Origin of the sequence: Phycicoccus jejuensis, assembly GCF_044797865.1 — a bacterium.
In the GTDB taxonomy this organism is placed as follows: domain Bacteria; phylum Actinomycetota; class Actinomycetes; order Actinomycetales; family Dermatophilaceae; genus Phycicoccus; species Phycicoccus jejuensis.
This window is the reverse complement of sequence record NZ_CP085209.1, coordinates 687,932-714,157: the sequence shown is the minus strand read 5'-3', so window position 1 is coordinate 714,157 and position 26,226 is coordinate 687,932. Positions and strand designations below refer to the sequence as shown.

Sequence of the window (26,226 nt, the reverse complement as noted above, 5' to 3'; positions counted from 1 at the left end):
GATCAGAAGCATGTCCACCAACGGGATTGCCGTCCCGGTGGTGTGACTCATTACAGGCCCGCCTCGTCGTGACTTCTCACCCGGGCTGACGCCGGCAACGACGTCCAACCCGAACAAGTGAGGAGAACATCGCATGCCCAGTCTGCCGGTCACGGTGGCTGAGACCTACCGCTACGTCGTAGGGGTCGACACCCACGCCGCAACCCACAGCTACGCCGTCGTCGATGACCGCGGGGCACTGCTCGACCAAGCCACCTTCCCGACCTCCCCGGCCGGGCTGCGTCGCGCGAGGGACTGGATCGGTCGCCGCACCCAAGGTGATCTCGACTCGGTGCTGATCGCCGCCGAAGGAACTGGCTCCTACGGGGCTGTTCTCAGCGACGTCCTGTCTGATGCGGGCTACCGCGTGGTCGAAGCACCAACCCCTCGGCGCGAACGTGGCCGCGGGAAGACCGACGCTCTTGACGCTGTCCTCGCTGCCCGTGCCAGCTTGGTCATGCCGCTGGCCTCGCTACGTGATCGCCGCGCCGGTCAAGCGCACACCGCGCTGCGGGTCCTCACCGTCGCCCGTGAGCACCTCAACGTCGAGCGGACCAGGTGCATCAACGCACTGACCTCGATGCTGCGCAGTCACGACCTCGGCGTCGATGCCCGAAAGTCTCTGACTTCCCAGCAGGTCACCACCATCGCTGGATGGCGACGTCGCGAGGAAGGGATCGGGACGGCGACCGCCCGCGCTGAGGCAGTCCGACTGGCCAAGCGCGTGCTCGTGCTCGATGAGGAGCTGTTCGAGAACCGTCAGCGACTGACCGAGATCGTCACCGCCGAGGCGCCCGAGCTCCTCGAATTGCGCGGCGTAGGCGCCGTCACCGCAGCCATCATCCTGACCGTCTGGTCCCACCCTGGACGCATCCGTAGCGAAGCGGCCTTCGCCGCGATCGCCGGCACTGCACCAATCCCCGCCTCGTCCGGCAACACCGTGCGTCACCGCCTCAACCGCGGCGGCGACCGCCGGCTCAACCGGGCACTGAACACCATCGTGCTGACCCGCATGCGAACTGACCCAGACACCCGGGCCTACGTCCAACGGCGCCTGGCCGAGGGCAAGACCAGCAAGGAAATCCGACGCTGCCTCAAGCGCTACGTCGGACGGCAGATCTTCCGCACCCTCGCCGCGACCCACCCAGGACCAGAAGTGCTCGCGCCAGCTGCTTGACACGACATAGAAGCATCCCGGGGTTGATGGAGGGTCTGAATCCGCGAAGGATGATGACCATGCCAGCACCGAGGAAGTACCCGCAGGAGCTGCGGGAGCGAGCGATCAGGCTCGTGGTGGAGGCGCGTGAGCAGGACCCTGAGCTGTCGGTGAACGCGGCGGTGGTGCGGATCGGGTCGCGCACCGGCGTCAACGCGGACACGTTGCGCGGGTGGGTCAAGCAGGCCGATATCGATGCCGGCCGTCGGGCGGGCACCACCACCGATGACGCCAAGAAGATCAAGGACCTCGAGGCCGAGGTCAAGGAGCTGAAGCGGGCCAATGAGATCTTGTTGGCGGCCTCCTCGTTCTTCGCGCGGGAGCTCGACCCGCGACTTCCGTGGTGATCGCGTTCATCGCCGACCACCGCGACCGGTTCGGGGTCGAGCCGATCTGTCGCGTGCTGACCGAGCACGGCGTGAAGATCGCCCCGTCCGCCTACTACGCGGCGATCGGCCGCCCACCGTCGGCTCGGGCGGTTCGCGACGCCCAGCTGCTCGAACTGATCACCGCGGTGCACGCCGACCGGACCAAGGGCCGGGGCGTGGCCGGGTACCGGAAGGTGTGGCACCTGCTGCGCCGCGACGGGCACGAGGTGGCCCGCTGCACGGTGGAACGCCTGATGCGCCAGGCCGGGTTGCGCGGGGCGACCCGTGGCCGCACCTGGAAGACGACGGTGCCCGACCCCGCGGCCGCCCGGCCGGAGGACCTGGTCAAGCGGGACTTCACCGCGCCGGCCCCGAACCGGTTGTGGGTGGTCGACTTCACCTACGTGCCGACGTGGGCCGGGGTGTGTTTCACCGCGTTCGTCACCGACGTCTACTCCCGCCGCATCGTGGGCTGGCGCACCGCGAACCGGATGCCCACCGAGCTGCCCCTGGACGCCCTGGAGATGGCGCTGTGGGTCCGCTCCCGCGCCGGGCACGACGTGACCGGAGTGGTCCACCGCTCCGACGCCGGGGCGCAGTACACCGCCATACGCTACGCCGACCGCCTCGCCGACGCCGGCGCCCTGGCCTCGATCGGCACCGTGGGCGACTCCTACGACAACGCCATGGCCGAGTCGATCATCGGCCTGTACAAGACCGAGTGCGTCCGCCGCGACGGCCCGTTCCGCACGGTCGACGACCTGGAGCTGACGACCCTGTCCTGGGTTCACTGGTTCAACGAGCACCGCCTGCACAGCGCCGTGGGATATCTCCCGCCCGCCGAGTACGAAGAGCACTACTACCGTCGAAACACACCCCGACAGCAACCGCTACCGGGAGAACCCGCCCTCCACTAAACCCGGGATGCTTCTATGTCGTGTCAAGCAGCTGGCGCGAGCACTTCTGGTCCTGGGTGGGTCGCGGCGAGGGTGCGGAAGATCTGCCGTCCGACGTAGCGCTTGAGGCAGCGTCGGATTTCCTTGCTGGTCTTGCCCTCGGCCAGGCGCCGTTGGACGTAGGCCCGGGTGTCTGGGTCAGTTCGCATGCGGGTCAGCACGATGGTGTTCAGTGCCCGGTTGAGCCGGCGGTCGCCGCCGCGGTTGAGGCGGTGACGCACGGTGTTGCCGGACGAGGCGGGGATTGGTGCAGTGCCGGCGATCGCGGCGAAGGCCGCTTCGCTACGGATGCGTCCAGGGTGGGACCAGACGGTCAGGATGATGGCTGCGGTGACGGCGCCTACGCCGCGCAATTCGAGGAGCTCGGGCGCCTCGGCGGTGACGATCTCGGTCAGTCGCTGACGGTTCTCGAACAGCTCCTCATCGAGCACGAGCACGCGCTTGGCCAGTCGGACTGCCTCAGCGCGGGCGGTCGCCGTCCCGATCCCTTCCTCGCGACGTCGCCATCCAGCGATGGTGGTGACCTGCTGGGAAGTCAGAGACTTTCGGGCATCGACGCCGAGGTCGTGACTGCGCAGCATCGAGGTCAGTGCGTTGATGCACCTGGTCCGCTCGACGTTGAGGTGCTCACGGGCGACGGTGAGGACCCGCAGCGCGGTGTGCGCTTGACCGGCGCGGCGATCACGTAGCGAGGCCAGCGGCATGACCAAGCTGGCACGGGCAGCGAGGACAGCGTCAAGAGCGTCGGTCTTCCCGCGGCCACGTTCGCGCCGAGGGGTTGGTGCTTCGACCACGCGGTAGCCCGCATCAGACAGGACGTCGCTGAGAACAGCCCCGTAGGAGCCAGTTCCTTCGGCGGCGATCAGCACCGAGTCGAGATCACCTTGGGTGCGGCGACCGATCCAGTCCCTCGCGCGACGCAGCCCGGCCGGGGAGGTCGGGAAGGTGGCTTGGTCGAGCAGTGCCCCGCGGTCATCGACGACGGCGTAGCTGTGGGTTGCGGCGTGGGTGTCGACCCCTACGACGTAGCGGTAGGTCTCAGCCACCGTGACCGGCAGACTGGGCATGCGATGTTCTCCTCACTTGTTCGGGTTGGACGTCGTTGCCGGCGTCAGCCCGGGTGAGAAGTCACGACGAGGCGGGCCTGTAATGAGTCACACCACCGGGACGGCAATCCCGTTGGTGGACATGCTTCTGATCAAGCCATCGTTGTGGGCCAGGGTCGGCGCCGGCACCCAGCGCACGCTGGACAGATCCCAGGCATGACACCCCCAAGGGGGGTCAGGCGATTCAGGAGTCACAACGCGCACCGGGTGACCGACGCCAACCCTGCCAGCCAGCCCCAGGCCAGCCGAGACGAAGACTTACAGGCTATTCAGATCCCGACGCGGCCTGGAAGGCGACTGCACTTCGTCGAGTCCCTATAACGGATAGCCAACGAGCAAATAGTGGCGGTACGTGCCACAGGTCCTAAGCGGCGCCGCTCGAGGAATGGCCCCGGACTCGACGCCAACGTGTCAGCGGGATCAGCCCGGCTTCCTTGGTGCGGTTTGCATACCAAGGGACCTTAGGGGTCGGACGAGTATGGTGCAAGCGATGTCACATGACGATTTCCTCGTGGCCCCGCTTCACACGCCGCCCGCATACGCGGCCGTCGTGGAGCGGATCCAGCGCGCCTTGACCCTGGGGCTGCTTGTTCCAGGAGATCGGCTTCCAGCCGAACGAGCTCTTTCTCAGGGTATGGGCGTGTCCCGGGTGACAGTCCGAGAAGCGCTGCGAGTCCTGCAGGGCGAGGGCTTGTTGGTGACTAGACGTGGCAGCGGCGGGACAACCGTGGCACCCAACATCGACGGTCTGCGAGGCGCAGATTCCGGACATGAAGAAAGGGTCCGTGAGGTCTTCGAGTTGCGATTGGCGCTGGAGTCCACGGCCGCACGACTAGCCGCCGAACGACACCTTGAAGTGGACCTCGACGAGCTGACCGCTTGTCAGGCTGCTATGGCCAGAAGCACTGACGTACACAGTTTCCGCCGGGCAGACTCGAAATTTCACCTGACCGTCGCGCGAATGAGCGGCAATCACCTCCTCCGACAAGCCATCGAAGACGCCCGAGCGGTAGCCTTCTCCACGCTTGATCGGCGCTCATTTACACCGCTGCAGCGATCGTCCATCCATGACCACGCCGCCGTACTGCAGGCTATCGAGCGACGCGAACCACCAGCTGCAGCTGACGCGATGATGCTTCATATCGTGCGGGCTCGTGCTGAGGTGGAATCGATCCTGAGCCACACTGAGCAGGAACGTGCTCTGCATCGCAGGGGAGAGCGCACCCCCTAGTTCCGATTCCGCAGGCAGGTCGACGCAACCGTTGGTGGCCTCAAGCGCCGTCGGTGTTCACTGAGGCTTGTTAGCATTCGATCAGGTTGACGGCGAGGCCGCCACGCGAGGTCTCCTTGTACTTAGAGAGCATGTCGCGGCCGGTGTCGCGCATCGTCCGGATTGCCTTGTCGAGGCTCACCTTGTGCGAACCGTCTCCGCCCAAAGCTAGCCGTGCCGCGTTGATGGCCTTGACCGAGGCGATCGCATTGCGCTCAATGCACGGGATCTGCACCAGGCCGCCGATGGGGTCACAAGTCAGTCCTAGATTGTGCTCGATGCCGATTTCGGCGGCATTTTCTACTTGTTCAGGAGTTCCGCCCAGCGCTTCACACAGGGCCCCAGCAGCCATGGAGCAGGCCGATCCGACCTCGCCCTGGCAGCCGACCTCGGCCCCTGATATAGACGCATTCTCTTTGAAAAGGATGCCGACGGCCGCAGCTGTGAGCAGGAAACGCACGATCCCATCGTCGTCCGCGCCGGGCACGAACCGCACGTAATAGTGCAGCACAGCCGGGACAATCCCCGCCGCGCCGTTAGTCGGTGCGGTGACAATGCGTCCGCCGGATGCGTTTTCTTCGTTCACGGCCAACGCGAATAAGTTCACCCAATCCATGACCCTCAAGGGGTCATCGGATCCCCGCCCGCTCGTGAGGTCGCGGTATAGTTCTGGTGCTCTCCGGGGCACGTTGAGCCCGCCGGGGAGGACGCCCTCTCGGCGGCACCCTGTCTCCACACAAGCCGCCATTACCGACCACAAATGAAGTAGACCCTGTCGGATCTGCGCCTCGGTGCGCCACGCCAGCTCGTTGGCCAGCATCACGTCGCTGATGCTCAGACCCTCACGGGCGCAGATGGACAGGAGCTCCCGGCCGGTGGTGAAGGGAAAGCGGACAGGGGTCGAATCTGGCACCAGGCGGTCGGCGCCTGTTGCGCTTTCGTCGACGACGAAGCCGCCGCCCACGGAGTAGTACGAGCGTTCGGCCACGATGAACCCGCCAGCGTCGTAGGCCTCGAAGGTCATTCCGTTGGGATGCGCAGGCAGTGACTTGCGTCGGTGCAGCACCAAATCTGTCTTGGAATTGAACCCGACCTTGTGCGTGCCGGCAAGCGTGATCACCCCGTCGGCGTTGTTGCGGGCGACTCGGGCATCAACGGTATCTGTGTCCACCTCGGCCGGGTCTTCACCCTCCAAACCCAGGATGACGGCCTTAGGCGAGCCGTGGCCGCGACCAGTGGCCCCGAGAGAACCAAACAACTGGGCCCGTACTCGCCTGACGTCACCCAACGTCCCCGTGGCCACAAGATCATCGACGAAACGTTTGGCGGCGCGCATAGGGCCGACCGTGTGTGAGGACGAAGGTCCGATTCCGATGGAGAAGAGGTCGAACGCACTGAGTGTCATCGATGGTTCCTCCGGTTCATGGCCAAGTTGTACAGGCGACCCGCACGGTAGGACGAGCGGACCAGCGGACCGGACAGGGCGCCGGAGAACCCGATCTGGTCGGCCTCGTCCTTGAGCTCCACGAACTCCTGGGGCTTGACCCACCGCTCGACGGGGTGGTGGCGCAGCGAGGGGCGGAGGTACTGGGTGATGGTGATCAGCTCGCACCCCGCCTCGTGGAGGTCGCGCAACGCCTGGCTGACCTCCTCGCGGGTCTCGCCCATGCCGAGGATGAGGTTGGACTTGGTCACCAGTCCGAAGTCGCGTGCCTGGGTGATGACGTCGAGGGAGCGCTCGTAGCGGAACGCCGGACGGATGCGCTTGAAGATGCGGGGGACGGTCTCGACGTTGTGCGCGAGCACCTCGGGACGGGACTCGAAGACCTCGCGCAGGAGGTGCGGCTCACCGTTGAAGTCGGGGATGAGGTTCTCCACGCCGGTGCCAGGGTTGAGCTCGTGGATCGCGCGGACCGTCTCGGCGTAGAGCCAGGCGCCACCGTCGGGCAGATCGTCGCGCGCGACCCCGGTGATGGTGGCGTACTTCAGCTCCATCTTCTGCACCGACTCGGCGACGCGGCGGGGCTCGTCACGGTCGAGGGGCTGCGGCTTGCCGGTGTCGATCTGGCAGAAGTCGCAGCGGCGGGTGCACTGGTCGCCACCGATGAGGAAGGTGGCTTCCTTGTCCTCCCAGCACTCGAAGATGTTGGGACAGCCCGCGGACTGGCACACCGTGTGCAGGCCCTCGGACTTCACCAGGCTCTGCAGCGCGGTGTATTCCGGTCCCATCTTCGCCCGGGTCTTGATCCACTCCGGCTTGCGCTCGATCGGGGTCTCGGAGTTGCGTACCTCGAGCCGCAGCAACTTACGCCCCTCCGGCGGGAGGTTCATAGTTGCGCTAGTCATCCTAGAGCTCCGGGTACAGCGGTCGAGCGGCCGCTAGGTTGATTACGCGGTCACGTAACCGGTTCGCCACCTTGTCGTCGAACGCTGGCACCAGCGACTCGGCGATGATGTCACCGACCTCCGCGAAGTCCTGCTCCGTGAACCCCCGCGTAGCGAGCGCCGGGGTGCCGATACGCAACCCCGAGGTGACCATCGGCGGGCGGGGATCGAATGGCACGGCGTTCCGGTTCACAGTGAGTCCAATTGAATGGAGCCGGTTCTCGGCCTCCTGACCGTTGAGCTCCGACTCACGAAGGTCTACCAGCACCAGGTGGACCTCGGTGCCTCCTGTGAGCACCGATACCCCGGCCTCTGCCATGCCTGGAGCAGCCAGCCGATCGGCAATGATGCTTGCCCCCAGCAGGGTGCGGATCTGTCGGTCGCGGAACTCTGGCGACGCGGCCATTCTGAAACCCACGGCCTTCGCCGCGATCACGTGCTCAAGAGGCCCACCTTGTTGGCCGGGGAATACGGCGCTGTTGAGTTTCTTTGCCAGATCCGCACGATTCGTGAGAATGACACCACCGCGGGGCCCGCCGAGCGTCTTGTGGGTGGTGGTGGTCACGACATCAGCAAAAGGCGTGGGGTTGGGATGCTGGCCAGCCGCGACGAGGCCGGCGAAGTGGGCCATGTCGACCATGAGGTACGCGTCCACCTCATCGGCGATCTTGCGGAAATGGGCGAAGTCCAGGTGGCGCGGGTAGGCCGACCAACCGGCTACGATCAGTTTCGGCCGATGTTCGACCGCCAATCGCTGTACTTCCTCCATGTCCACGCGGTAGGTGGTGTCGTCGACGTGATAGGCCGCGACGTTGTACAGCTTGCCTGAGAAGTTGAGGCGCATGCCGTGAGTGAGGTGTCCGCCATGTGCCAGGTCCAGACCGAGGATGGTGTCACCCGGCTGGAGCAGGGCGGCCATGGTGGCGGCGTTAGCCTGGGCGCCAGAATGGGGCTGAACGTTGGCGTGCTCCGCGCCGAACAGCTCCTTTACTCTCGAGATGGCGAGCTGCTCGATGGTGTCGACGTGCTCGCATCCCCCGTAGTAACGCCGTCCGGGGTAGCCTTCCGCGTACTTGTTCGTCAGGACCGACCCCTGAGCCTCCATCACCGCAACGGGTGCGAAATTCTCGCTTGCGATGAGTTCCAGGGTGGACTGCTGACGGTCTAGTTCCGCTCGGATCGCGGCGTGAACTTCCGGGTCGTAGGACGCCAAAGACTCGTTAAGCATGGTCATCTCAGCCCTCGGTCGTAAGTTTGGCGTAGGCCGTAGCATCCAGCAGCGGGGCTTCGCCCTCTAAGCGCATGACGAAAAGCCATCCGGTACCAAACGGGTCGTCGTTGAGCAGTTGCGGGTTGTCCACGACCGCCTGGTTGATCTCGACAACTTCTCCGTTAGCAGGAGAAAAGAGATCGCTGACGGACTTTGTGGATTCAAGCTCGCCGCAGGGCTCGCCAGCAGAAAGTTTGCTGCCGATGGCCGGGAGCTCGATGAACACGACGTCGCCGAGGGCTTCGGATGCGTAAGCGGTCACTCCGACGCGCGCGTTGTCGCCGTCGACCTTGAGCCACTCGTGCTGGTCGGTGTAGCTGAGGTCAGTTGGGATGGTCATAGGAATCTCCTGCAAGCTAGTAGTTGTCTGCCCGGGTGGGTTCGTGCCACGACCCGCGCATCAGCGGTGGCGTCGGTAGAACGGAAGCTTGACTACTTCGACCTGCTCGGTCCGCCCGCGGACGTCGATTTCAAGTTTGGTGCCTGGTTCTACGTCGTCTGCGTCGACGATTGCCATGGCGACCGCATGCCCGAGGGTCGGGGACGGGACACCGCTGGTAACGGTCCCAATTCGCTCACCGGTGCCGGGCCGGAGCACGGCATGTCCGGTTCGCGGTGCGCGCCTCCCGACACTAGCCAGACCGATCAGACGGCGAGCGCGGTCGACGTCACGGGCTTCTAAGAGCGCCGCAGCACCGACACTGCCGGCGGGCTTGTCGTGCACGACCACCTTGCCGAGACCGACGTCAAACGGAGTTAATTGAGAGGTCAGCTCCTGACCATAAAGTGGCATACCCGCCTCGAGCCGAAGGGAGTCACGGCAGGCAAGTCCAGCGGGGACCAGCCCATGCGGGCTGCCCAGAACGGCGAACTCCGACCAGACCTCAACGGCGGCGTCCGCCGCGCAGTACACCTCGAAGCCGTCCTCGCCGGTATACCCGGTACGGGCCAGCAGCACATCATGCTTGCCCACCCTGGCTCCAGCGACCGAGTAATAGGTGAGACCCGACACGTCATCCCCGGTCGCCTCGGCGACAATCAGCGCCGACGAGGGCCCCTGGACCGCGATCAGGCCCCACTCCGCGGAGGCGTCGCGAACCTCGCTCGTGTAACCGCTTGCCCGTGCCACCAGTTCCTCGTACACCCTTCGCACATTGGCGGCATTGGCCACAACCATGAACTTCTCTTGAGTGAGTCGGTACACGATGAGGTCGTCGAGGATGCCGCCGTTGGCGGAAACCAGCATGGAGTAGCGGGCCTGACCAACCTGCATCCGTGACGGCATACTGACCAAGGCGTAGTCGAGGGCGGCTCCGGCCTCGGGGCCACTCAACTCGAGTTCACCCATGTGGGACAGATCGAACATCCCCGCCGCGCGTCTGACCGCGTGGTGTTCTGCGACTTCAGACGTGTACTTCAGCGGCATAGACCAGCCGGCGAAGTCTGTAAGCGTCGCGCCGAGTTGCCGATGAATGTCATGCAGCGGTGTGGTCCTTGCCGCTAGAGGCGACGTCATGCCGAAGCTCCCTGTGGTCCCACAGCGGCAAACGCTTCAGGGGGCGGGCAAGAGCAGACGAGGTTCCTGTCACCATGCGCGTTCTCGATGCGCCCCACGGGAGGCCAGTACTTGTCGGGATCCACACCGGCCGGGAACGCGCCGACTGTTCTCGGGTACGAGCGCCCCCATTGACCCACGAGATCCGCCAAGGTGTGGGGCGCGTGGCGCAGCGGACTCTCCTCCACCGACCAAGTGCCCGCGGCTACCTGCTTTATCTCGGCTGCAATTGCGATCATCGCATCACAGAACCGGTCGATCTCCGCGAGGCTCTCAGACTCGGTCGGCTCGATCATCAGCGTGCCCGCGACCGGGAAAGACATCGTGGGGGCGTGGAAGCCGTAGTCGATCAGCCGTTTGGCGACATCCTCGACGGTGACCCCGGTCTTCGCAGTGGCTGGTCGGATGTCGACGATGCACTCGTGTGCGACCAACCCATCTTCGCCGGTGAACAGAATTGGGAAGTGTGACGCCAGTCGATGGGCGACATAGTTCGCGTTCAGCACGGCAACGTGACTGCACTCGGTTAAGCCGGAGCCACCCATCATCCGGATGTACGCCCACGGGATGGGAAGGATCCCGGCTGACCCGTAGGGAGCAGCGCTGATGCTTCCGTGGTTCCCGCGACGATCGGCGTCTGGATGTAAGGGGTGGGTCGGCATATACGGAACTAGGTGTTCCGCTACCGCGACCGGCCCGACCCCGGGTCCACCTCCACCATGGGGGATGCAAAAAGTCTTATGCAGGTTCAGGTGGGAGACGTCGCCTCCGAACTCGCCGGGCTTGGCGATACCAAGTAGGGCGTTGAGATTTGCCCCATCCACGTACACCTGTCCCCCATGCGCGTGCACGACGTCGCAGAGCTGGGTGATGCTGTCCTCGTAGACACCATGCGTCGACGGGTAGGTCACCATGATGGCGGCCAGGTTGTCAGTGTGCTCAATACACTTTTTTTCCAGCTCCCCCAAGTCGATCGTGCCATCGTCGTGAGAACCCACAACAACGACTCGCATCCCCGCCAAGACCGCGGACGCAGCATTCGTCCCGTGCGCGCTAGAAGGGATCAAGCAGACATCTCGCTGCTCGTCTCCGCGATCCCGGTGCCAACCCCTAATGGCCAAAAGTCCCGCTAACTCCCCCTGCGAGCCGGCGTTGGGCTGAATTGACACCGCGGCATAACCGGTAATTTCGGCCAACCACCCCTCCAATTGGCGCACAAGCTCGGTGTATCCGGAGGCGTCCTCGGCGGGGGCGAACGGATGCAAGTTCGCGAAGCCGGGCAAGCTTATCGGCTCCATCTCGGTCGTCGCATTCAGTTTCATAGTGCATGAACCCAGCGGAATCATGCCTCGGTCCAGCGCAAAGTCGCGAGCCGAAAGGCGACGTAGGTACCGCAGCATCTCGGTCTCTGAACGATAGCTGTGGAAAACCTGATGCGTGAGGAACGGACTCTCGCGCCGCAGCGTCGAGGGCATGGCATCGGGTTTCCGCTGATCCATCACGTCGACCTGCTCAAGGGTGCTGAACGCCTCAAGTACCAGGTCCACGTGTGAGCTGGTGGTGATCTCGGAGCAACTGACTCCGACGTGGTCGGAATCCACCCCCCGCAGCCGCAGGCCCTTAGCGGCCGCGGCCGCGAGCACCTCGTCGGCATGGCCCGGGACGCGCACCAGCAAGGTATCGAAGTAAGCGCCATGTACGACCGGTATACCAACTTCTCGGAGCCCGCTTTCGATGGCGTTGGCATGGGCGTGGACCCGTTCCGCGATTCGTCTCAGCCCGACAGGGCCGTGGTAGACCGCGTACATGGAAGCTACGACGGCCAGCAGCACTTGGGCGGTGCAGATGTTGGAGGTCGCCTTGTCGCGACGGATGTGCTGCTCTCGCGTTTGCAGCGACAGGCGGTACGCGGGCTTCCCGTCGCTGTCCCGAGAGACACCTACCAATCGTCCGGGAAGGTGACGTTGCAGCCCGTCACGCACCGCGATGTAACCGGCGTGAGGGCCACCGTAGAACAACGGCACCCCGAAGCGCTGGGTTGATCCGACCGCAATATCGGCGCCGCACTCTCCCGGCGAGAGAAACATGGTCAGGGCCAGAAGGTCGGCGGCGATGGTGACTAGGGCGCCGCGGTCCTGCGCGCTGCGCACGAGGTGCCGGTGGTCACGGACCGCTCCGGAGGCGCCGGGGTAGGAGACAACTAGGCCGAAGAAGTCATCCTTCGGCAGCGGCTGGGTAACGTCGACTTCGACGACCTCCACTCCAACTGCCGTGGCGCGTGTCCGAAGAATGTCGAGGGTTTGCGGCAACGTGTCCGTGTCGACCAGCACCTTGCTGGACTTTGACGTCGATCCGCGGCGCATGACCATAACGGCCTCCGCCACTGCAGTGGACTCGTCCAAAAGGGAGGCATTGGACATGGGCAGACCCGTCAGATCGCCGACCATCGTCTGGAAGTTCAGCAGCGCCTCAAGTCGGCCTTGGCTGACTTCGGGTTGGTAAGGGGTGTAGGCCGTGTACCAGGCCGGATCCTCAAGCACGTTGCGCCGGATCACCGCTGGGGTAAGCGATGGGTAATAGCCGAGACCGATCATTGGCACCGAAACGACATTGCTTCCCGCAAGGGTCGCCAGTTCTCCGGCCGCTTCGGCCTCCGTGGCCGGTTCCGGCAGACGAAGACCGCTGGTGGTGCGGATCTTCCCAGGGACAGCCGTGTCGATCAAGCTGTCCAGATCCGGAAAACCGATCTCGGCGAGCATTTTGGCGCGACTTTCGGCGTCAATACCGATGTGACGACCAACAAAACCGCGGTCGTAGTCGTCTGCACTCAACGATGTCATAGCAGAGGCTCCTGGTCCTAGGGCCGCGAATGCGACACCTGGTGGGTGGCCTCCCCGCTCTGTCATCGGAAAACCTGAGAGCTTCGCTGCCGAGTGGGCAACTTGCACCGTGGGTGCAGGACACTAGTCCTGACTTTCCAGAGTTCGCCTCACGACAGCGGTAACGGGGCCTGAGAGATTCTCGGGGAGAGTTGCTCCTTCGGCGCCCCCCTCGAGTAGAGGAAGGACTCTCCCGCTGTGGTTCAAGCGGCGAATAGTCTTCAGTTATCTAAGTCTAGAACGTAGTCGTGGCACCGAGTGATGTCAACGGACCACGGGATGGAGCTCAGCGAAAGTATCGCGACCCTGGTGGGTCAAGCTGTAAGGACACGTCGACAGGGTGCGTTAGGAGGGGAGCCCGGGCGGCCCATGGGGACCGGTCTCAACAAGATCGGTCGCGTCGCGATCCTCGTTGCCCTGGCGCGTCGGCGCCCCGTCCAGGAACCCATGGAGAAGGGCCGCCGTCCCCGACAGGTGTTCTTGCATTGCTCCGGCTGCGCCTGACTCGTCGCCTGTCAGCACGGCCATCGCGGCGGCACGGTGCTGGTGGTTGGAGTGCGCAATGTTGGGGCCGAGCAGCGGTATCTGATCGAGCAGTTCGTTGAGCGCCATACGGTTGTCGGCTAACAGTGGGGTCAACGTTCGTACCCCTGCCAGTTCTGCAAAAGTCAGGTGCAGGCGAGAGTCCAGCCTTCGATAATCGTCCGGTCCGGCCTGCTCAACCTCACTGAGACGCATCCACAGCACGTCGCGCTCCACAGCCGTCAGGGTTCGCCTCGAAGCCAACCGGATGGCCCCAACCTCGAGGACTTCACGCATGCCGAGCAGGTCAGCAATGTCCGCTGGCGTCCACACACGTCTCGACACCGTCGAGTGGCGCCTCGGCACCGTGTCTGCGAAAAACGTCCCTCCGTACCGTCCGCGCTTGGTGGTGAAGTATTCCGCGTCCGATAGTGACTTGATCGCCTGCCGGACGGTGTCCCTGCCCACTCCCAGTTTACTTGCGAGTTCCCGCTCGGGCGGCAGGGCGTCACCGGGCTCGTACACGCCAAGCCACACCAGCTGCAATAGCCGGTTGACGGTCTCTTCAAAGACATTGCCCGACCGCACCGGTCGGAGCAGGGCCTCGTTGGCGGACTCGTCATTCATTTCGGTCACCATAGTCGCGACCTTGGTGCCATCGCTCGCTAATGCTCCCGGAAATACTTAACGCAGGTCTCACGTGGCAGGGCGGCGCTCCCGCAGCATCGTCCATCGTCTGAGCCGCACACCGAACGTCTACCAGCCGAGCCGTGGAGCGAGGAGGGCGCGTGGGGCCCGTCAAGCTGGTTCGCTGGACGAGTGAACGCACCGCGACCAGGACGCCGATCAAGGAGCCGCCGCCGCGGCTGCGACCAATGCCCTGAACAAGCCCGCGTCCTCCTGGGTCTCCGGGTGCCATTGCACTGCAAGCCGGAACGGGTGTTGCGGGTCCTCCATCGCCTCCAGGGTTCCGTCGGCGGCCCAGGCGACTGGTTCGAAGCCCGGATGGGCGCTGACCGCTTGATGGTGGTGACACCTCACGGCGCCCCGCGCCCCTATAGCTCGAGCCAGTCGGCTGGCGACAACGATGTCAACCGCGATGTCGCCGTACGAGTTCCCACCCGGCGAGTGCTGCTGTGAGCCGACGCGGTCAGGCACATGCTGTTCAAGCACTCCCCCAGCGTGCACCGCCATGAGTTGCATGCCTCGGCAGATGCCTAGCACGGGCAGGTTGATCCTGGCGGCTTCGTCGAGGAGGGCGAGCTCCCACGCGTCACGGTCCTCGCGCCAGCCCATAGTCCGCTCGTGCGGCCGTTCCCCGTACCTCATCGGCTGCACGTCGGGGCCCCCGGCGATCACGAGCCCGTCCAGCCGACGTACCACCGATGCGGCTACCCGCGGGACGCTCGGCGGGAGCAGCACTGGCGCCCCGCCAGCCCGTTCCACAGACTGCGAATAGCTTGCGGGCAGAACGTCCGCTACTTCGTCCCACACCCCCCATTGCGAGGTTTCACGAGCGGCAGATATGCCGATGACCGGGTGCATCACACAGGGGTAACGTAGGCGCCTGAAATGCCGCCGTCCACCAAGAAGGTAGAGGCGGTGATAAAGCTTGACTCGTCGGAGGCCAAGAACAAAACAGCATTGGCCATCTCCGCGGGCTCAGCAAACCGGCCGAGCGGAACGTGTACCAGTCGGCGCTGGGCACGCTCCGGGTCCGTTGCGAACAGTTCCTGCAGCAAGGGCGTGTTGACCGGTCCTGGACACAGCGCGTTAACTCTCACGCCCTCGCGAGCGAATTGCACACCCAATTCGCGCGACATCGACAGCACACCGCCCTTCGACGCCGAGTACGAGATCTGCGACGTAGCCGCACCCATCACGGCGACGAACGAGGCGGTGTTGATGATGGAGCCGCTTTTCTGCTCGAGCATGTAGGGCAGCGCGGCCTTGCAGCACAGGTAAACGCTGGTCAGATTGACCTCCTGGACCCGCTTCCACGCCTCCAGTTCGGTGTCGAGGATCGAGGCGTCCTCCGGCGGCGAGATCCCGGCGTTGTTAAACGCGATGTCCACCGATCCGTAGGTGGTGAACGCCGTCTTGAACAGTGCGTCGACTTGCCGCTTGTCTGTAACGTCCACGTGCACGTAGGTGCCGCCGACCTGCTCAGCGATCGTGGGCCCCTTTACGTCGTCGACGTCGCCGATGACCACCTTCGCGCCCTCTGCAGCGAACCTCTGCACGACCGCAAGGCCGATGCCGGAGCAACCCCCGGTAACGACGGCGACCTTGCCTTCGATGCGTCCTGCCATGACTTCCACTTCCTTTTCGATGATCATCCAATAATGGGGAGACGGTTGCGTGAGGGGCGAACGCCAACTTCCGCTCGCCGGTGGGGTCCAACTACTCGTTACTGATGAAGACGTTCTTGACCTCAGTGAACGAGTGGGGCGCGTCGGGACCGAGCTCGCGGCCCAGACCGGATTGCTTGAACCCGCCGAACGGTGTCCAGTAGCGCACGGCCGAATGAGAGTTGATGCTCAGGTTTCCGGCCTCGACGGCGCGCGATACTCGCAGCGCCCGACCGACGTCCCGCGTGAAAATCGACCCGGACAAACCAAACTCGGTGTCGTTGGCGAGTTGAACTGCCTGCGCCTCGTCGTCAAAGGGCATCACCGCCACGACCGGACCGAACACCTCATCGCGCCAGATGCGCTCGCTTGGATCGTCCGTCAAGACGACCGTCGGTGCGAACCAAAACCCGGGGCCGTCGGGGCGCGAGCCGGAAAAAGCTACCTCAACGTCGTCGACGTAGCCCTGCACGGTGGCCTTCTGTGCCGCCGAAATGAGGGGGCCCATTTCGCTGGAGCGATCAGAGGGGTCGAGTACCTTGACGCCCTGCACGGCCGGTTCGAGCAGCGATACGAACTCGTCGTAGGCGGAGCGCTCCACAAGGATGCGAGAGCGGGCGCAGCAATCCTGCCCAGCATTGTCGAACACTGCGGACGGCGCAGCTGCCGCGGCCTTAGCTAGGTCGGCGTCCGCAAACACGATGTTGGCGCTCTTACCGCCAAGCTCGAGCGTCACGCGCTTCACTTGGTCGGCGCAGCCAGCCATGATGCGTTTACCGACCCCCGTCGAGCCGGTGAAGCATACCTTCCGAACGGTCGGGTGGGTCACGAACCGCTCACCCACAATCGATCCTCGTCCGGGCACGATCGTAAGAACGCCCTCAGGCAGGCCGGCCATCAGCGCCAACTCACCCAGACGGATGGCGGTCAGCGGAGTCAGCTCGGCCGGTTTAAGGACGACGGTGTTGCCGGCCGCCAGCGCAGGACCGAAACCCCAGGCCGCGATAGGCATCGGGAAATTCCACGGCATGATGATGCCGACGACACCAAGCGGCTCGTGGAAAGTTATGTCGACACCACCACCCACGGGAATCTGGTGTCCAGTCAGACGTTCTGGACTCGCCGAGTAGTAGTTGAGCACGTCGCGGACGTTGCCCGCTTCCCACACCGCGTTGCCCCACGTGTGGCCGGAATTGCGTACTTCGAGTTCGGCAAGTTCCTCCACGTGCGCATCGACAACCGAAGCAAATCGACGCAGCAGAGTGGCGCGCTCCCCAGGCGTGATGGCCCGCCAGGCTGGCAGGGCTGCGGCCGCTCGGTCTATTGCGGCATCAACGGCCGCGAGGTCGGCCATTTGCACATCTGCGACGGCCTGTTCAGTCGCAGGGTTCACCACGGTATATGTGTCGCTCACGGGGGCTCCCTTACATGCGTTCGAAGCTGCGACGCAGCTCCCAGTCGGTGACGGACGCTTCAAAGGCCTTGAGTTCGACGTCGGCCATGGTGGTGTAGTGATCGACAACTTCGTCGCCGAGAATCTGCCTGGCGGCCGCCGACGTGGTGAAGGCGTCGCGCGCTTCACGCAGGGTGTTCGGGACCTTTGGCTTGTCGGAGGTGTACGCGTTTCCGGTCAACTCCGGCTCGAGTTCCAACTTGTGCTCGATGCCGTAGAGGCCAGCGCCCAGCATCGCCGCGAGAGCTAGGTATGGGTTCGCGTCACCGCCAGGCACGCGGTTCTCCATCCGCGCCCCCGCTCCCTTCCCCACCAACCGGATCGCGCAGGAGCGGTTGTCGAGTCCCCACGCAACGGTGGTCGGGGCGAAAGAACCGTCGGCGAAACGTTTGTATGAATTGACGTTCGGCGCGTACAGCAACGTAAAGTCTCGCATCATCGTTAGGACCCCCGCGATGAATTGGTCGTAGAGCGGTGTGCGGGCGCCGTCGCGCCAGAACACGATCTCGTCCTCCAAGCCACGCAGCGACAGGTGGATGTGGCAGGAGTTGCCTTCACGCTCGTTATACTTAGCCATAAACGTCAGCGCTTGGCCGTGCTGCGCGGCGATCTCCTTGGCGGCGGTCTTGTATACCGAGTGGTTGTCGGCGGTAGCAACGACATCGTCGTACAAGAAGCCGATCTCATGTTGACCGAAGTTGCATTCCCCCTTCGCGCATTCAACATCCATGCCCGCCGCGTACATCGTGTTACGGATGTCGCGTAGGAGTGGCTCGACGCGAGAAGTGCCGAGGATCGAATAGTCCACGTTGTACTGGTTAGAAGGTGTCAGATCCCGGTAGTTCGACGACCAGGCCTCTTCGTAGGTTGTATCGAAGACGATGAACTCCAGCTCGGTACCCGCTTTGGCGACGTAGCCGGCTTGCGTTGCCTTCTCAACCTGCGCTTTGAGGATCGTGCGTGGCGACTGGATCACGGGACTCTCGTCGAGCCACGTTAGGTCGCACTGGATGATCGCGGTCTTTGGCAGATGCTTAAGAACGCGGATTGTGTCGAAGTCGAGGGCGAACTCCATGTCTCCGTAGCCCTTTTCCCACGAGCTCATGGCGTATCCCTCAACCGTGTTCATATCAACGTCTACACTGAGTAGGTAGTTACACCCCTCGGTGCCATGCTTTGCAACCACATCCACGAAGTACCGACCGTGGAAGCGTTTGCCCAGGAGCCGTCCCTGCATGTCCGTGAACGCCACGATCACCGTGTCGATCAGGTCCGCCTCAATACGGGCTACGAGTTCGTCTGCGCTTAAGAGCCGCGCGTTTCGCCGTGTCACTAAGCCATCCCTTTCGTAAGCAGGCCTGCGTCGCTTGTCCCAAGCAATGGCCGTGTAACACACCATTGAGGGGTCCGAACGCGGCGCGTTCCCATCGTGTTCGATCCAACAGTGTTTCAGGTACAAGAACGAGCGTCAACGACTAATGGTCGGTAAGCGCGCCAATGGTGAGTCCTAGCAAACCGAGTTCAGCTCCAGATTTAGTCTCAGGACACGAGCTGTGCCAGCCCTCGCAAGATGCCCGAACTACCCCGCCATCCCGGGCTTCGCCTGCGCTGACGTGCCCGCCTCGCCGTGTTGCAGTCGAGGAGGTCCCAAGGACCGCTCGCGGCCGGCTTGGCCTGACTGCGGTCCATTGCGACCATGGAAGCAGTGCGGTCCTCGCCATGTCAATGGCTTGGTGACAATCCTTTAGGCCCAAGTGCAGGGGCCCTCGGCCGCAAGCCTCCTGGGGGTTGACACGTGCGTGTGGCGCGCGTCACCCTCATCGCCCCTTTGCGCGCGTGGCGCGAGGTGCCGTACCGATGAGGACAGGGAGCCGCATGAGCACTGCACGACGCCGAGCGCGTGGAGTCGACTACGAGCAGGTCAGTTCTGACTACTTGGAGCATCGCCAGTTGCGCCGGGGCGCTGCGGGTTGGGTCCTGCTCGCGGGGCTCGGGGTCGCGTACGTGATCTCGGGGGACTTCGCCGGATGGAACTTTGGGCTGGCAGAGGGCGGGTGGGGTGGTCTATTCATTGCGACGGTCCTAATGGCGACCATGTACACGTGCATGGTCTTCGGTCTGGCCGAGCTTGCGTCCGCTCTGCCGGTGGCGGGCGCTGGCTATGGTTTCGCGCGCCGGGCGTTGGGGCCACTTGGAGGCTTCGCAACGGGAATGGCCATCCTGATCGAGTACGCCATAGCTCCAGCGGCCATCTCGGTGTTCATCGGCGGCTACATTGAGGCTCTTGGCTTGTTCGGCCTGACAAGTGGGTGGCCGATCTACCTGGCGTGCTATGCCGTGTTCGTTGGGATCCATCTGTACGGCGTGGGTGAGGCAATGCGGTTGATGTTTGCCATCACCGTGGCGACGCTCGGGGTTGTCGGGCCCTACGGCGGGAGGGCCGCGGACCAGAGAGCCGTAGCCGTCGAGGCCGTGGCCCTCGTTGCGCTGGTGGTCTTTGTGATCGCAATGGCTCCGAAGTTTGAGTTCGCTAACCTGTTTGACATCGAGCCGACAGGCGCGGCCGGCGCGAACAGTTTCATTCCGTTCGGGTATGCCGGCGTTCTAGGCGAACTGGTGTACGGAATTTGGTTCTTCCTTTGCGGTCGAGGGAGTCCCGTTGGCAGCAGAAGAGGCTAACGACCCGGAGCGGGACATGCCACGCGGGATCATCACTGCGATGACGATTCTGCTCGTGACCGGCTGCACTGATGCTGTTCATTGCGCCCGGCGGTGCCGGGTCCTCGGCGATTGCGGACTCGGACAACCCTCTTCCGGAGGCCATCCGATCCGCCTTTGGCGGGGACACCTGGGTAGCCGACTTCGTCAACTACGTGGGCTTAGCGGGCCTAGTCGCCAGCTTTTTCTCGATCGTGTTCGCGGCGCCTTGTTGATCAACATCGCTGTGTTCGGTGCGACCGTGTCGTACGTGCTCATGATGGTCTCGCATATCGTGCTCAGGATCCGTGAGCCCGAGCTCGAGCGGCCCTACCGCACTCCCGGCGGAGTGGTCACGACCGCCGTTGCGCTAACCCTCGCGCTGACGGCAGTGATTGCGACGTTCTTCGTGGATGAGAAGGCGGCCGGAATCACGGCGCTCATCTTCGTTGTTGCGCTGGCCTACTTCTGGTTCTACAGCCGACACCGCCTCGTCGCAAGCGCCCCCGAGGAGGAGTTCGCGGCCATTCAGCAGGCTGAGTCCGAGTTGTCCTGAGCCGTCTCAACGGTCGGCTAGTCTCATTGGGAGATGCTGCAAAGCTCGTGTCAGGGACGGAACTGGGTGAACTCAATACCACGGGCAAATGGCGGCACCGAACGGTGAGGCGGACGTCTTGGGGCTGGCCCGATCACGCGTATCTGGCCCGGTTTCCCGAAGGGACCGGTAGCCACGCTCGGGTCCCTCGTGGCGGCTCGGAATGGTGCCGTCGCCCGGTTGGCGGGGGCCGCCCATCGCGGACCCCGCCACGGGGACCCGAGCTGCCGTCCGCGGTGATGCCCGGCGTTCTGCCACTCCGGGACCCATAGCCCGCACCACGGGGCATAGGGCCAGGAGACGGCCGAGGGGTGGATGGCCTTGTGTGGTGCTAACACGATTGGTGGACGATCAGGACCTGGATGACGATGTGCCGGCGCTGAGTGCGTCCGGTGCCGAACGGACGGCGGACAGGAATCGACGCTGGTAGGTCACTACGTGTGGGCTGGTAGTCCACCGAGCCAGGTAGGCCGGATCGGCCGTAACGAGCACCCGCCGGTGTAGTGGTAAGAACTCGGGTTCACTGAGCATGGTCATGAGATCCGGAAACATCTGCTCGCCGTCCATCGAACAGACGATCAGACGGGTCTCCGGCAGGTGTGTGGTGGATAGCCAGCGCAGCGACCTGCGGACACTGTCCATACCGTCGTCGGGGCCATCGTCTCGCTGACGCAGAAGTGTGCGAGTCAACCGCAGGACCGTCAGGAGGTCCAAGGCCTTGTCGTCGGTACCGAGGTAGTCCATGCGAACGAGGTAGTCCCTGAGGTCCGCGACGAACTGCTCGTCTGAAGTCGCGTCGTAGGCAGCGACGAATCCACGCATCCGCCTCGTGGCGTCAGCTCGGTGCCGCACAAAGGCGTTGATGAAGTAGGGGCGTGCCTGCAGCGCCAACGGCGTTTGGTGCGGCTCGAACATCAAAGTGAAGTTCACCCGGTGCCCAAGGTCGTGCAGTTGCCGAGCGAGCGCGTGGCCCCGCAGCATGTCGCGCGGGGCACCAGAGTTGTAGCGTTTGCGAAGCAATCCGTTGCCCTTGAGAAGGTCGCCAGCCGTGTCTGCGGAGAGCGGGCCGGTATGTGGAACCTTCACCACCAGCCGGTGCCGGGTCAGGATCTCCTCGTAGCGCGCTACCTCCTCCAGGATCTCGTTGATGTCGCCATAAGGGTTCGCGATCTCGACTGAGACATCGCATCCTGGTCCGGCCGCCTTGCTCAACTCCACAAGGACTTCGTCGAGGGTCGTGAAGTGTCCACCGATGTTTGCGTCCGGGTTATTGATGAAGAGGTCGTAGACGATCCCAGGGTTGCAGGTGACGTTGGCGATCAGGGGCGCGCAGTCCGAGACCTCGTAGGGGTTGGCGGAGTCGGCCGAGAACAGCAGCGGCGTTGGCCGGGGCGTGCCGCCCCGTTCGTATCCGATGTCTCGGACGAGGTCGACGCTGGTGACCGAACCGTGGGTAGCCATCTCGATGCGGAACCCTGCGGGGGTCTCCTGGTGGTCCTCGCCGAACAGGTCTACTACCTCCCGGAACCGGTCGGTGACCTCCAATTTGCTGGCGGTGATGGTGCGGGTGACTCGCTCCGGGAGCCGCCGGACGTAGCCCTCGTGTCCGATTCTGGTTTCGAACCGTGTCGCATCCAGGCCTACGGGGTCAGCTGTGCCGTTGGCGTAAGTCATTCATTTCTCCTTGATTGGTGTTCTCGAGTAGGTGCAAGCTGTCAGCGAATTCCGAGGACTGCGAAATTTCTCTCATCCTTGCTAGGCATGCACGGGCGTAATTGGCGTAGTCGAACTCTGTGAAGCCCGTCGTACCTGCTCGGACGGACCACAATGCCTCGCGCAGCATGCTGACAAACCGGTACAAGCGCGCCATAGCCAACGAAGTGGGCACTAGGACGCCGTCGTAGGCGCACAGAAGTGCCTCCTCCTCCGAGCTGGAGAGCTTCACTTTCTCAGCGAAGTCCCCTACGTCGTAGTAGGGGTCGCCCGCTCCGACGTACTCCCAATCGATGAGCACCGCCCGGTCGGGAAGGATGATCACGTTGCCCTCGGAGACATCCGAGTGGAGCAGACTGGGCGTGTACGGCCCGCACGCAGCCTGAATGCGGGCGAGAATGTCCATCGTCCACGCGAACGTCTCCGCCGTGGCCGGGGCCTCGCTCTTGACCTGATTCAGGATCCACGCGGTGCCGCTGTATGGGTCGGAAATAGGACCCGTCATTACCACGCCCTGCGTGTGCTTGTGCAGCTTCGCCAGGGCTTGACCCACCAGCGCGGTCGCATGAACCCGATCCGGGACCGCGGACAGCAACGCGCCTTCTACGAACTCGGAGACTAGAACCCGGGGTTCTGTCCACTGTCCGAGCACTTCGGGTGCCAAACCCAAGTCCAGCACCATGGCCATGGCGCGAACTTGGTTCTCACGATGAATACCGACCCGTGCTGCGAGCGCGTCAGGCAGTTGCTCCTGAACGACCACCGTACGTTGCTCTCGGTCGGTTATCTGTACCTCGACCTTGAAGTTTCGATTCGTCATGCCGCCGTCAAGCGGCTCCGCGGACCAGGTGGCTCCTGGCCACAGCCGGGCTACCGCCTGTCGGACGCACGGCGGGTCACAAGCCGCGACGTTGTTCAGGGATTGGGTCATTCGTCAGACCCCCGCGTCTCTGTCCCGGTCGCGCCAAGCCCCGCAACTGGGGGGCTTGAGGCGAGGCCAGGCTCGAGGTCGGCTGCCTCCAGCCGGCGGGCGGTTGGCACAGCGATTTTGTAGGCCAGCGCCATGGCGAGAAGGGCAGCCGTCAACTTGCCGATCAGGACGGGGACAATCAGATTCGGTTGAAAGTTCGCTGTGAACGACAGGTGGTCGCCGAGCAGGAATCCCCCCGTCGTGGCGAAGGCTACGGCCAGCACCTTGTCCTTCGGGGGCATCTCCTTGATCAGGTGGAACAAAGCCAGCACGTTGGCCGATCCACCTAGAATTCCAGCCATACCTGGCTGGCTGATGCCGAACTTTGAACCCACTGCGTTCAGCGGACGCGACATGTACTTCTGAATTGCGTAAACCATCGGGAACGCCCCGGCAAGCATAATTCCAACGTATCCAGCGACTTCCAGCGCTCGGAACGTATTATCCTCAGTGGCAATGATGGCGTCGAAGCCCCAGGAACCAAAAACACGCGAAAAGACCCCGGTGAAGTACTCGACGATTGACAGGGCCAGAATGATTTTGACCGCCGCGTCAATGAATCGGCCGAAGACCATGAAAAGTTTGATCATCAGGTCGGGCAAGAATTTAAGACCGGCGGCGATCAAAAGCACGACGATCACAAGGGGCACCAGATTGCCGACGAGGGCGCCCACATCAAGCCCGGAGATCGGCGTGTCCGCTGGCCCGGTGGTGCTTGATTCGGACCGGATATCGGCCCCGGTCGCCAAGACGATAAGCATAGTCACCGCGACACCAATCGGGATCGTAAGAATCCCGGACATGATGCCAAGTGCCATATACTTGTGGTCTGCCTTCTGCAACATCGCCAAGCCCACCGGAATCGTGAACACAATTGTCGCTCCGGCCATGTAGCCGGTGACCATGGCGGTGATCCATGCGCCGTCACTTTGGGCCGTTGCCTCTGCCAGCTGATAGCCACCCATATCGGACGCAATGAACGTCGTGGCGGCTATGGCCGGATCGGCTCCTAGAGCCGACCAAATTGGCCCTAGGACCTTCTCGACGAAGATGCTCAGGTATGGAAGCGAAGCCATCACTCCGGCGACGGGGATGAACAGATAGCCGATCGAGTGCAGGCCTTGCATGAACTCTTTGCCAATGCCCCCCTGATCGTCTCTGATAGCCGCCACCGCGCCGATCAGGACGAACGCCATCATAATGTAGATGACCGTGTCGCTAATTATTTCCATGAGTCCACCTTCGGCAGGGCCGCTCCACGCATAGCCCCTGATTGACCCAACAACGAGGCGACGTGCTCCAAAGCGACATGAGTTTTGATCTCTGTTTTTGTGTCGTTCTTGTACACCGCGATTGCAGCACCGTCGGGCTCCCCGAGGCCGTCGACAACGATGTCGGCTGCAGTCAAGTCCTCATCTGCCGTGTAATGACTGACTGTTGCTACTACGCGCATGCCGGCGGCCACGGCGGCCGACACCCCGACATGCGAGTCCTCCACGGCCACGGCGTCGTATGCGTCGATCCCCAGCAGACGTGCCGCATGGAGGTAGATGTCCGGCGCGGGTTTCTTGTTCTCCACCATGTCACCAGCAGCGATCACGCACTCACCCAGCAACTCTCGGCCCAGCACCTGTTCAGCGATTGCCTCCACCGACACGACAGCGGACGTGGACGCCACGGCTAAACGCCACCCAGCGGCGCGCGCCTCAGAAGCGAGGCGTCGGACGCCGGCGCGAGATGGCATCCGCCCCTCGGCGACGAGGTCCAAGAAAATCTGCGTCTTGCGTCGATGCCACAACGCCACGAGCTCATCAAGTGCTGCCTGCTCGGTCGGTAGCCCGTGTCGCTCCACGAACGCGTCGGTGCATAACCGGCGCAGTCGCTCCTTGCCGCCTGCGACGCTCAGCACCGAGGCGTAGTCGTCTTCAGTCCACTCGAAGTCGAGACCCTCCGCGGCGAACATCCGGTTGAAGGCCGCCCGGTGTCCGTCGCGCTCAGTTTCTGCGAGTACGCCGTCGCAATCGAAGATGAGCGCCCTCATGCGACACGCCCTTCGCTGCCGAATACCTTGATGAGCCCCTGCGCGACCATGCTCACGCGGCTCGACACAAACGCCATCAACGTCAAGGGTTCATGGCAGTCCGGGTTCTCCGCCAGGAAATCCCGGTGCGCGTCGATGTATGCCTGCTTGAGTGCGGTGGAGATGTTCACCTTGGCGCAGCCACGGGAAATCAGGTCCCGAAACTGGTCGTCGCTCAGCCCGCTCCCGCCATGCAACGCCATAGGGAGCCCGGTCGCGTCCACCAGCGAGTCCACCCGGTCGACGTCAAGGTTGGGAAGCTGGGGGTAGTCACCGTGTGCGTTGCCAATGGCTGGCGCGAAGCAGTCGATCCCTGTCTCGCGTATGAAGCGCACTGCGTCATCCAGGGGGTAAAGCTCCGATTTGTCGTCGCTGCCGACCCCGTCCTCGACACCCGTTATCCCCTCGATCTCACCCTCGACGTCCGCCCCAAAGCTCCGAGCCTCCCTCACTACCTGCTTGGTTTGCTCGGTCGCCTCCTCGAGCGTGCGACCCGAACAGTCGAAAAGCACAGAACCCCAGCCAGCCTTCAGGCAGTCGAGGAGCACATTTCGATCGGTGCAGTGGTCTAGATGGAGCACCACCGGCACGGTCGCGCGCTCGGCGGCGTGGCGATACATGGACATGGTCTCGGGAATACCTTGCGACAGGACCGTCTTGACGGACGTCTGAACTATCACCGGTGCGCGTAGTTCTTCGGCCGCATCAACCACCGCCCTGAGCGTCAGCCCGTTCACGATGTTGACCGCCAGGACGCCATAGCCGCCCGCCGTGGCGGCCTCAAGGACGGGCACCAACTTA

General features: G+C 63.7%; 22 protein-coding genes, 1 riboswitch and 1 other annotated feature. Of the genes, 5 read left to right on the top strand and 17 right to left on the bottom strand.

The features are described 5' to 3' along the window. Window positions 1-133 precede the first annotated feature (133 nt). The gene (locus LG324_RS03245; protein WP_192912052.1) at window positions 134-1,216 is read left to right on the top strand and encodes an IS110 family transposase; all 1,083 of its coding nucleotides are present in this window, start codon (window positions 134-136) and stop codon (window positions 1,214-1,216) included. A 59-nt stretch (window positions 1,217-1,275) separates the two neighbouring features. Next, window positions 1,276-2,540, top strand: a protein-coding gene (locus LG324_RS03240; RefSeq protein WP_404353117.1) for an IS3 family transposase whose coding sequence is annotated in 2 segments (ribosomal slippage) — window positions 1,276-1,567 and window positions 1,567-2,540 — 1,266 coding nt in all. Because the reading frame shifts where the segments join, the coding sequence is not laid out codon by codon here. Continuing rightward, window positions 1,560-1,688: a sequence feature (AL1L pseudoknot), on the top strand. Its footprint overlaps the gene before it by 129 nt. 23 nt (window positions 2,541-2,563) lie before the next feature. On the opposite strand, the gene LG324_RS03235 is transcribed toward LG324_RS03240, so the two are convergent. After that, entirely contained in the window at window positions 2,564-3,646 is a 1,083-nt protein-coding gene (locus LG324_RS03235) for an IS110 family transposase (protein ID WP_192912052.1), read from the bottom strand. A 529-nt stretch (window positions 3,647-4,175) separates the two neighbouring features. On the opposite strand from LG324_RS03235, the gene LG324_RS03230 reads away from it, so the two are divergent. Further along, window positions 4,176-4,916 carry a FadR/GntR family transcriptional regulator gene (locus tag LG324_RS03230; RefSeq protein WP_192912069.1) on the top strand — a complete coding sequence of 247 codons (741 nt, stop codon included), beginning with the start codon at window positions 4,176-4,178 and terminating at the stop codon, window positions 4,914-4,916. Window positions 4,917-4,986: 70 nt separating this feature from the next. Here the strand turns inward: LG324_RS03230 and LG324_RS03225 are convergent, their stop codons facing one another. The 11 genes from LG324_RS03225 to LG324_RS03175 form a co-directional block, all read right to left on the bottom strand. Continuing rightward, window positions 4,987-6,360, bottom strand: a complete 1,374-nt coding sequence (locus LG324_RS03225; protein WP_192912068.1) for an L-serine ammonia-lyase — start codon at window positions 6,358-6,360, stop codon at window positions 4,987-4,989. Next, a complete protein-coding gene (gene lipA, locus LG324_RS03220) occupies window positions 6,357-7,286 on the bottom strand; it encodes a lipoyl synthase (RefSeq protein WP_192912067.1) in 930 nt (309 codons plus the stop codon). The genes LG324_RS03225 and lipA overlap by 4 nt, the downstream gene beginning before the upstream one ends. Window positions 7,287-7,302: 16 nt before the next feature. After that, complete coding sequence (gene glyA, locus LG324_RS03215; protein WP_192912066.1) at window positions 7,303-8,574, bottom strand: serine hydroxymethyltransferase; 1,272 nt, start codon at window positions 8,572-8,574, stop codon at window positions 7,303-7,305. Window position 8,575: 1 nt separating this feature from the next. Next, entirely contained in the window at window positions 8,576-8,950 is a 375-nt protein-coding gene (gene gcvH / locus LG324_RS03210) for a glycine cleavage system protein GcvH (protein ID WP_192912065.1), read from the bottom strand. 60 nt (window positions 8,951-9,010) lie between these two features. Then, entirely contained in the window at window positions 9,011-10,126 is a 1,116-nt protein-coding gene (gene gcvT, locus LG324_RS03205) for a glycine cleavage system aminomethyltransferase GcvT (RefSeq protein WP_192912064.1), read from the bottom strand. Next, window positions 10,123-13,005, bottom strand: a complete 2,883-nt coding sequence (gcvP, locus tag LG324_RS03200; protein ID WP_192912063.1) for an aminomethyl-transferring glycine dehydrogenase — start codon at window positions 13,003-13,005, stop codon at window positions 10,123-10,125. The genes gcvT and gcvP overlap by 4 nt, the downstream gene beginning before the upstream one ends. Window positions 13,006-13,153: 148 nt before the next feature. Beyond that, window positions 13,154-13,250: riboswitch (glycine riboswitch) on the bottom strand. Window positions 13,251-13,389: 139 nt separating this feature from the next. After that, the gene (locus LG324_RS03195; protein WP_239700637.1) at window positions 13,390-14,193 is read right to left on the bottom strand and encodes a FadR/GntR family transcriptional regulator; all 804 of its coding nucleotides are present in this window, start codon (window positions 14,191-14,193) and stop codon (window positions 13,390-13,392) included. A 219-nt stretch (window positions 14,194-14,412) separates the two neighbouring features. Then, window positions 14,413-15,111: a gamma-glutamyl-gamma-aminobutyrate hydrolase family protein gene (locus LG324_RS03190; RefSeq protein WP_048702002.1), complete on the bottom strand. Its 699-nt coding sequence runs from the start codon at window positions 15,109-15,111 to the stop codon at window positions 14,413-14,415. Continuing rightward, entirely contained in the window at window positions 15,111-15,878 is a 768-nt protein-coding gene (locus LG324_RS03185) for a 3-oxoacyl-ACP reductase (protein WP_048702000.1), read from the bottom strand. The genes LG324_RS03190 and LG324_RS03185 overlap by 1 nt, the downstream gene beginning before the upstream one ends. 91 nt (window positions 15,879-15,969) lie before the next feature. Beyond that, a complete protein-coding gene (locus LG324_RS03180) occupies window positions 15,970-17,271 on the bottom strand; it encodes an aldehyde dehydrogenase family protein (protein ID WP_404353173.1) in 1,302 nt (433 codons plus the stop codon). 70 nt (window positions 17,272-17,341) lie between these two features. Next, window positions 17,342-18,703, bottom strand: coding sequence for a glutamine synthetase family protein (locus LG324_RS03175; protein ID WP_048699970.1), 1,362 nt, complete (start codon window positions 18,701-18,703; stop codon window positions 17,342-17,344). Window positions 18,704-19,245: 542 nt separating this feature from the next. Here LG324_RS03175 and LG324_RS03170 point away from each other — a divergent pair. Together LG324_RS03170 and LG324_RS03165 are read left to right on the top strand one after the other, a co-directional pair. Then, a complete protein-coding gene (locus tag LG324_RS03170; protein WP_318843262.1) occupies window positions 19,246-20,049 on the top strand; it encodes an amino acid permease in 804 nt (267 codons plus the stop codon). Window positions 20,050-20,329: 280 nt separating this feature from the next. Further along, a complete protein-coding gene (locus LG324_RS03165) occupies window positions 20,330-20,623 on the top strand; it encodes a hypothetical protein (RefSeq protein ID WP_318843261.1) in 294 nt (97 codons plus the stop codon). A 390-nt stretch (window positions 20,624-21,013) separates the two neighbouring features. Here the strand turns inward: LG324_RS03165 and LG324_RS03160 are convergent, their stop codons facing one another. The 5 genes from LG324_RS03160 to LG324_RS03140 are packed head-to-tail and all read right to left on the bottom strand — an operon-like array spanning window position 21,014 to window position 26,219. After that, window positions 21,014-22,336: a transaldolase family protein gene (locus LG324_RS03160; RefSeq protein WP_053084051.1), complete on the bottom strand. Its 1,323-nt coding sequence runs from the start codon at window positions 22,334-22,336 to the stop codon at window positions 21,014-21,016. Beyond that, window positions 22,311-23,306, bottom strand: a complete 996-nt coding sequence (locus LG324_RS03155; protein ID WP_192912060.1) for a phosphotransferase — start codon at window positions 23,304-23,306, stop codon at window positions 22,311-22,313. Before LG324_RS03155 ends, LG324_RS03160 begins: the two co-directional genes overlap by 26 nt. Next, the gene (eutH, locus tag LG324_RS03150; protein WP_048697000.1) at window positions 23,303-24,577 is read right to left on the bottom strand and encodes an ethanolamine utilization protein EutH; all 1,275 of its coding nucleotides are present in this window, start codon (window positions 24,575-24,577) and stop codon (window positions 23,303-23,305) included. The genes LG324_RS03155 and eutH overlap by 4 nt, the downstream gene beginning before the upstream one ends. Next, window positions 24,568-25,386, bottom strand: coding sequence for an HAD-IA family hydrolase (locus LG324_RS03145; RefSeq protein ID WP_053084050.1), 819 nt, complete (start codon window positions 25,384-25,386; stop codon window positions 24,568-24,570). Before LG324_RS03145 ends, eutH begins: the two co-directional genes overlap by 10 nt. After that, on the bottom strand, window positions 25,383-26,219 hold the full coding sequence (locus tag LG324_RS03140) for a class II fructose-bisphosphate aldolase (protein ID WP_226283161.1): 837 nt from the start codon (window positions 26,217-26,219) through the stop codon (window positions 25,383-25,385). Before LG324_RS03140 ends, LG324_RS03145 begins: the two co-directional genes overlap by 4 nt. Window positions 26,220-26,226 lie beyond the last annotated feature (7 nt).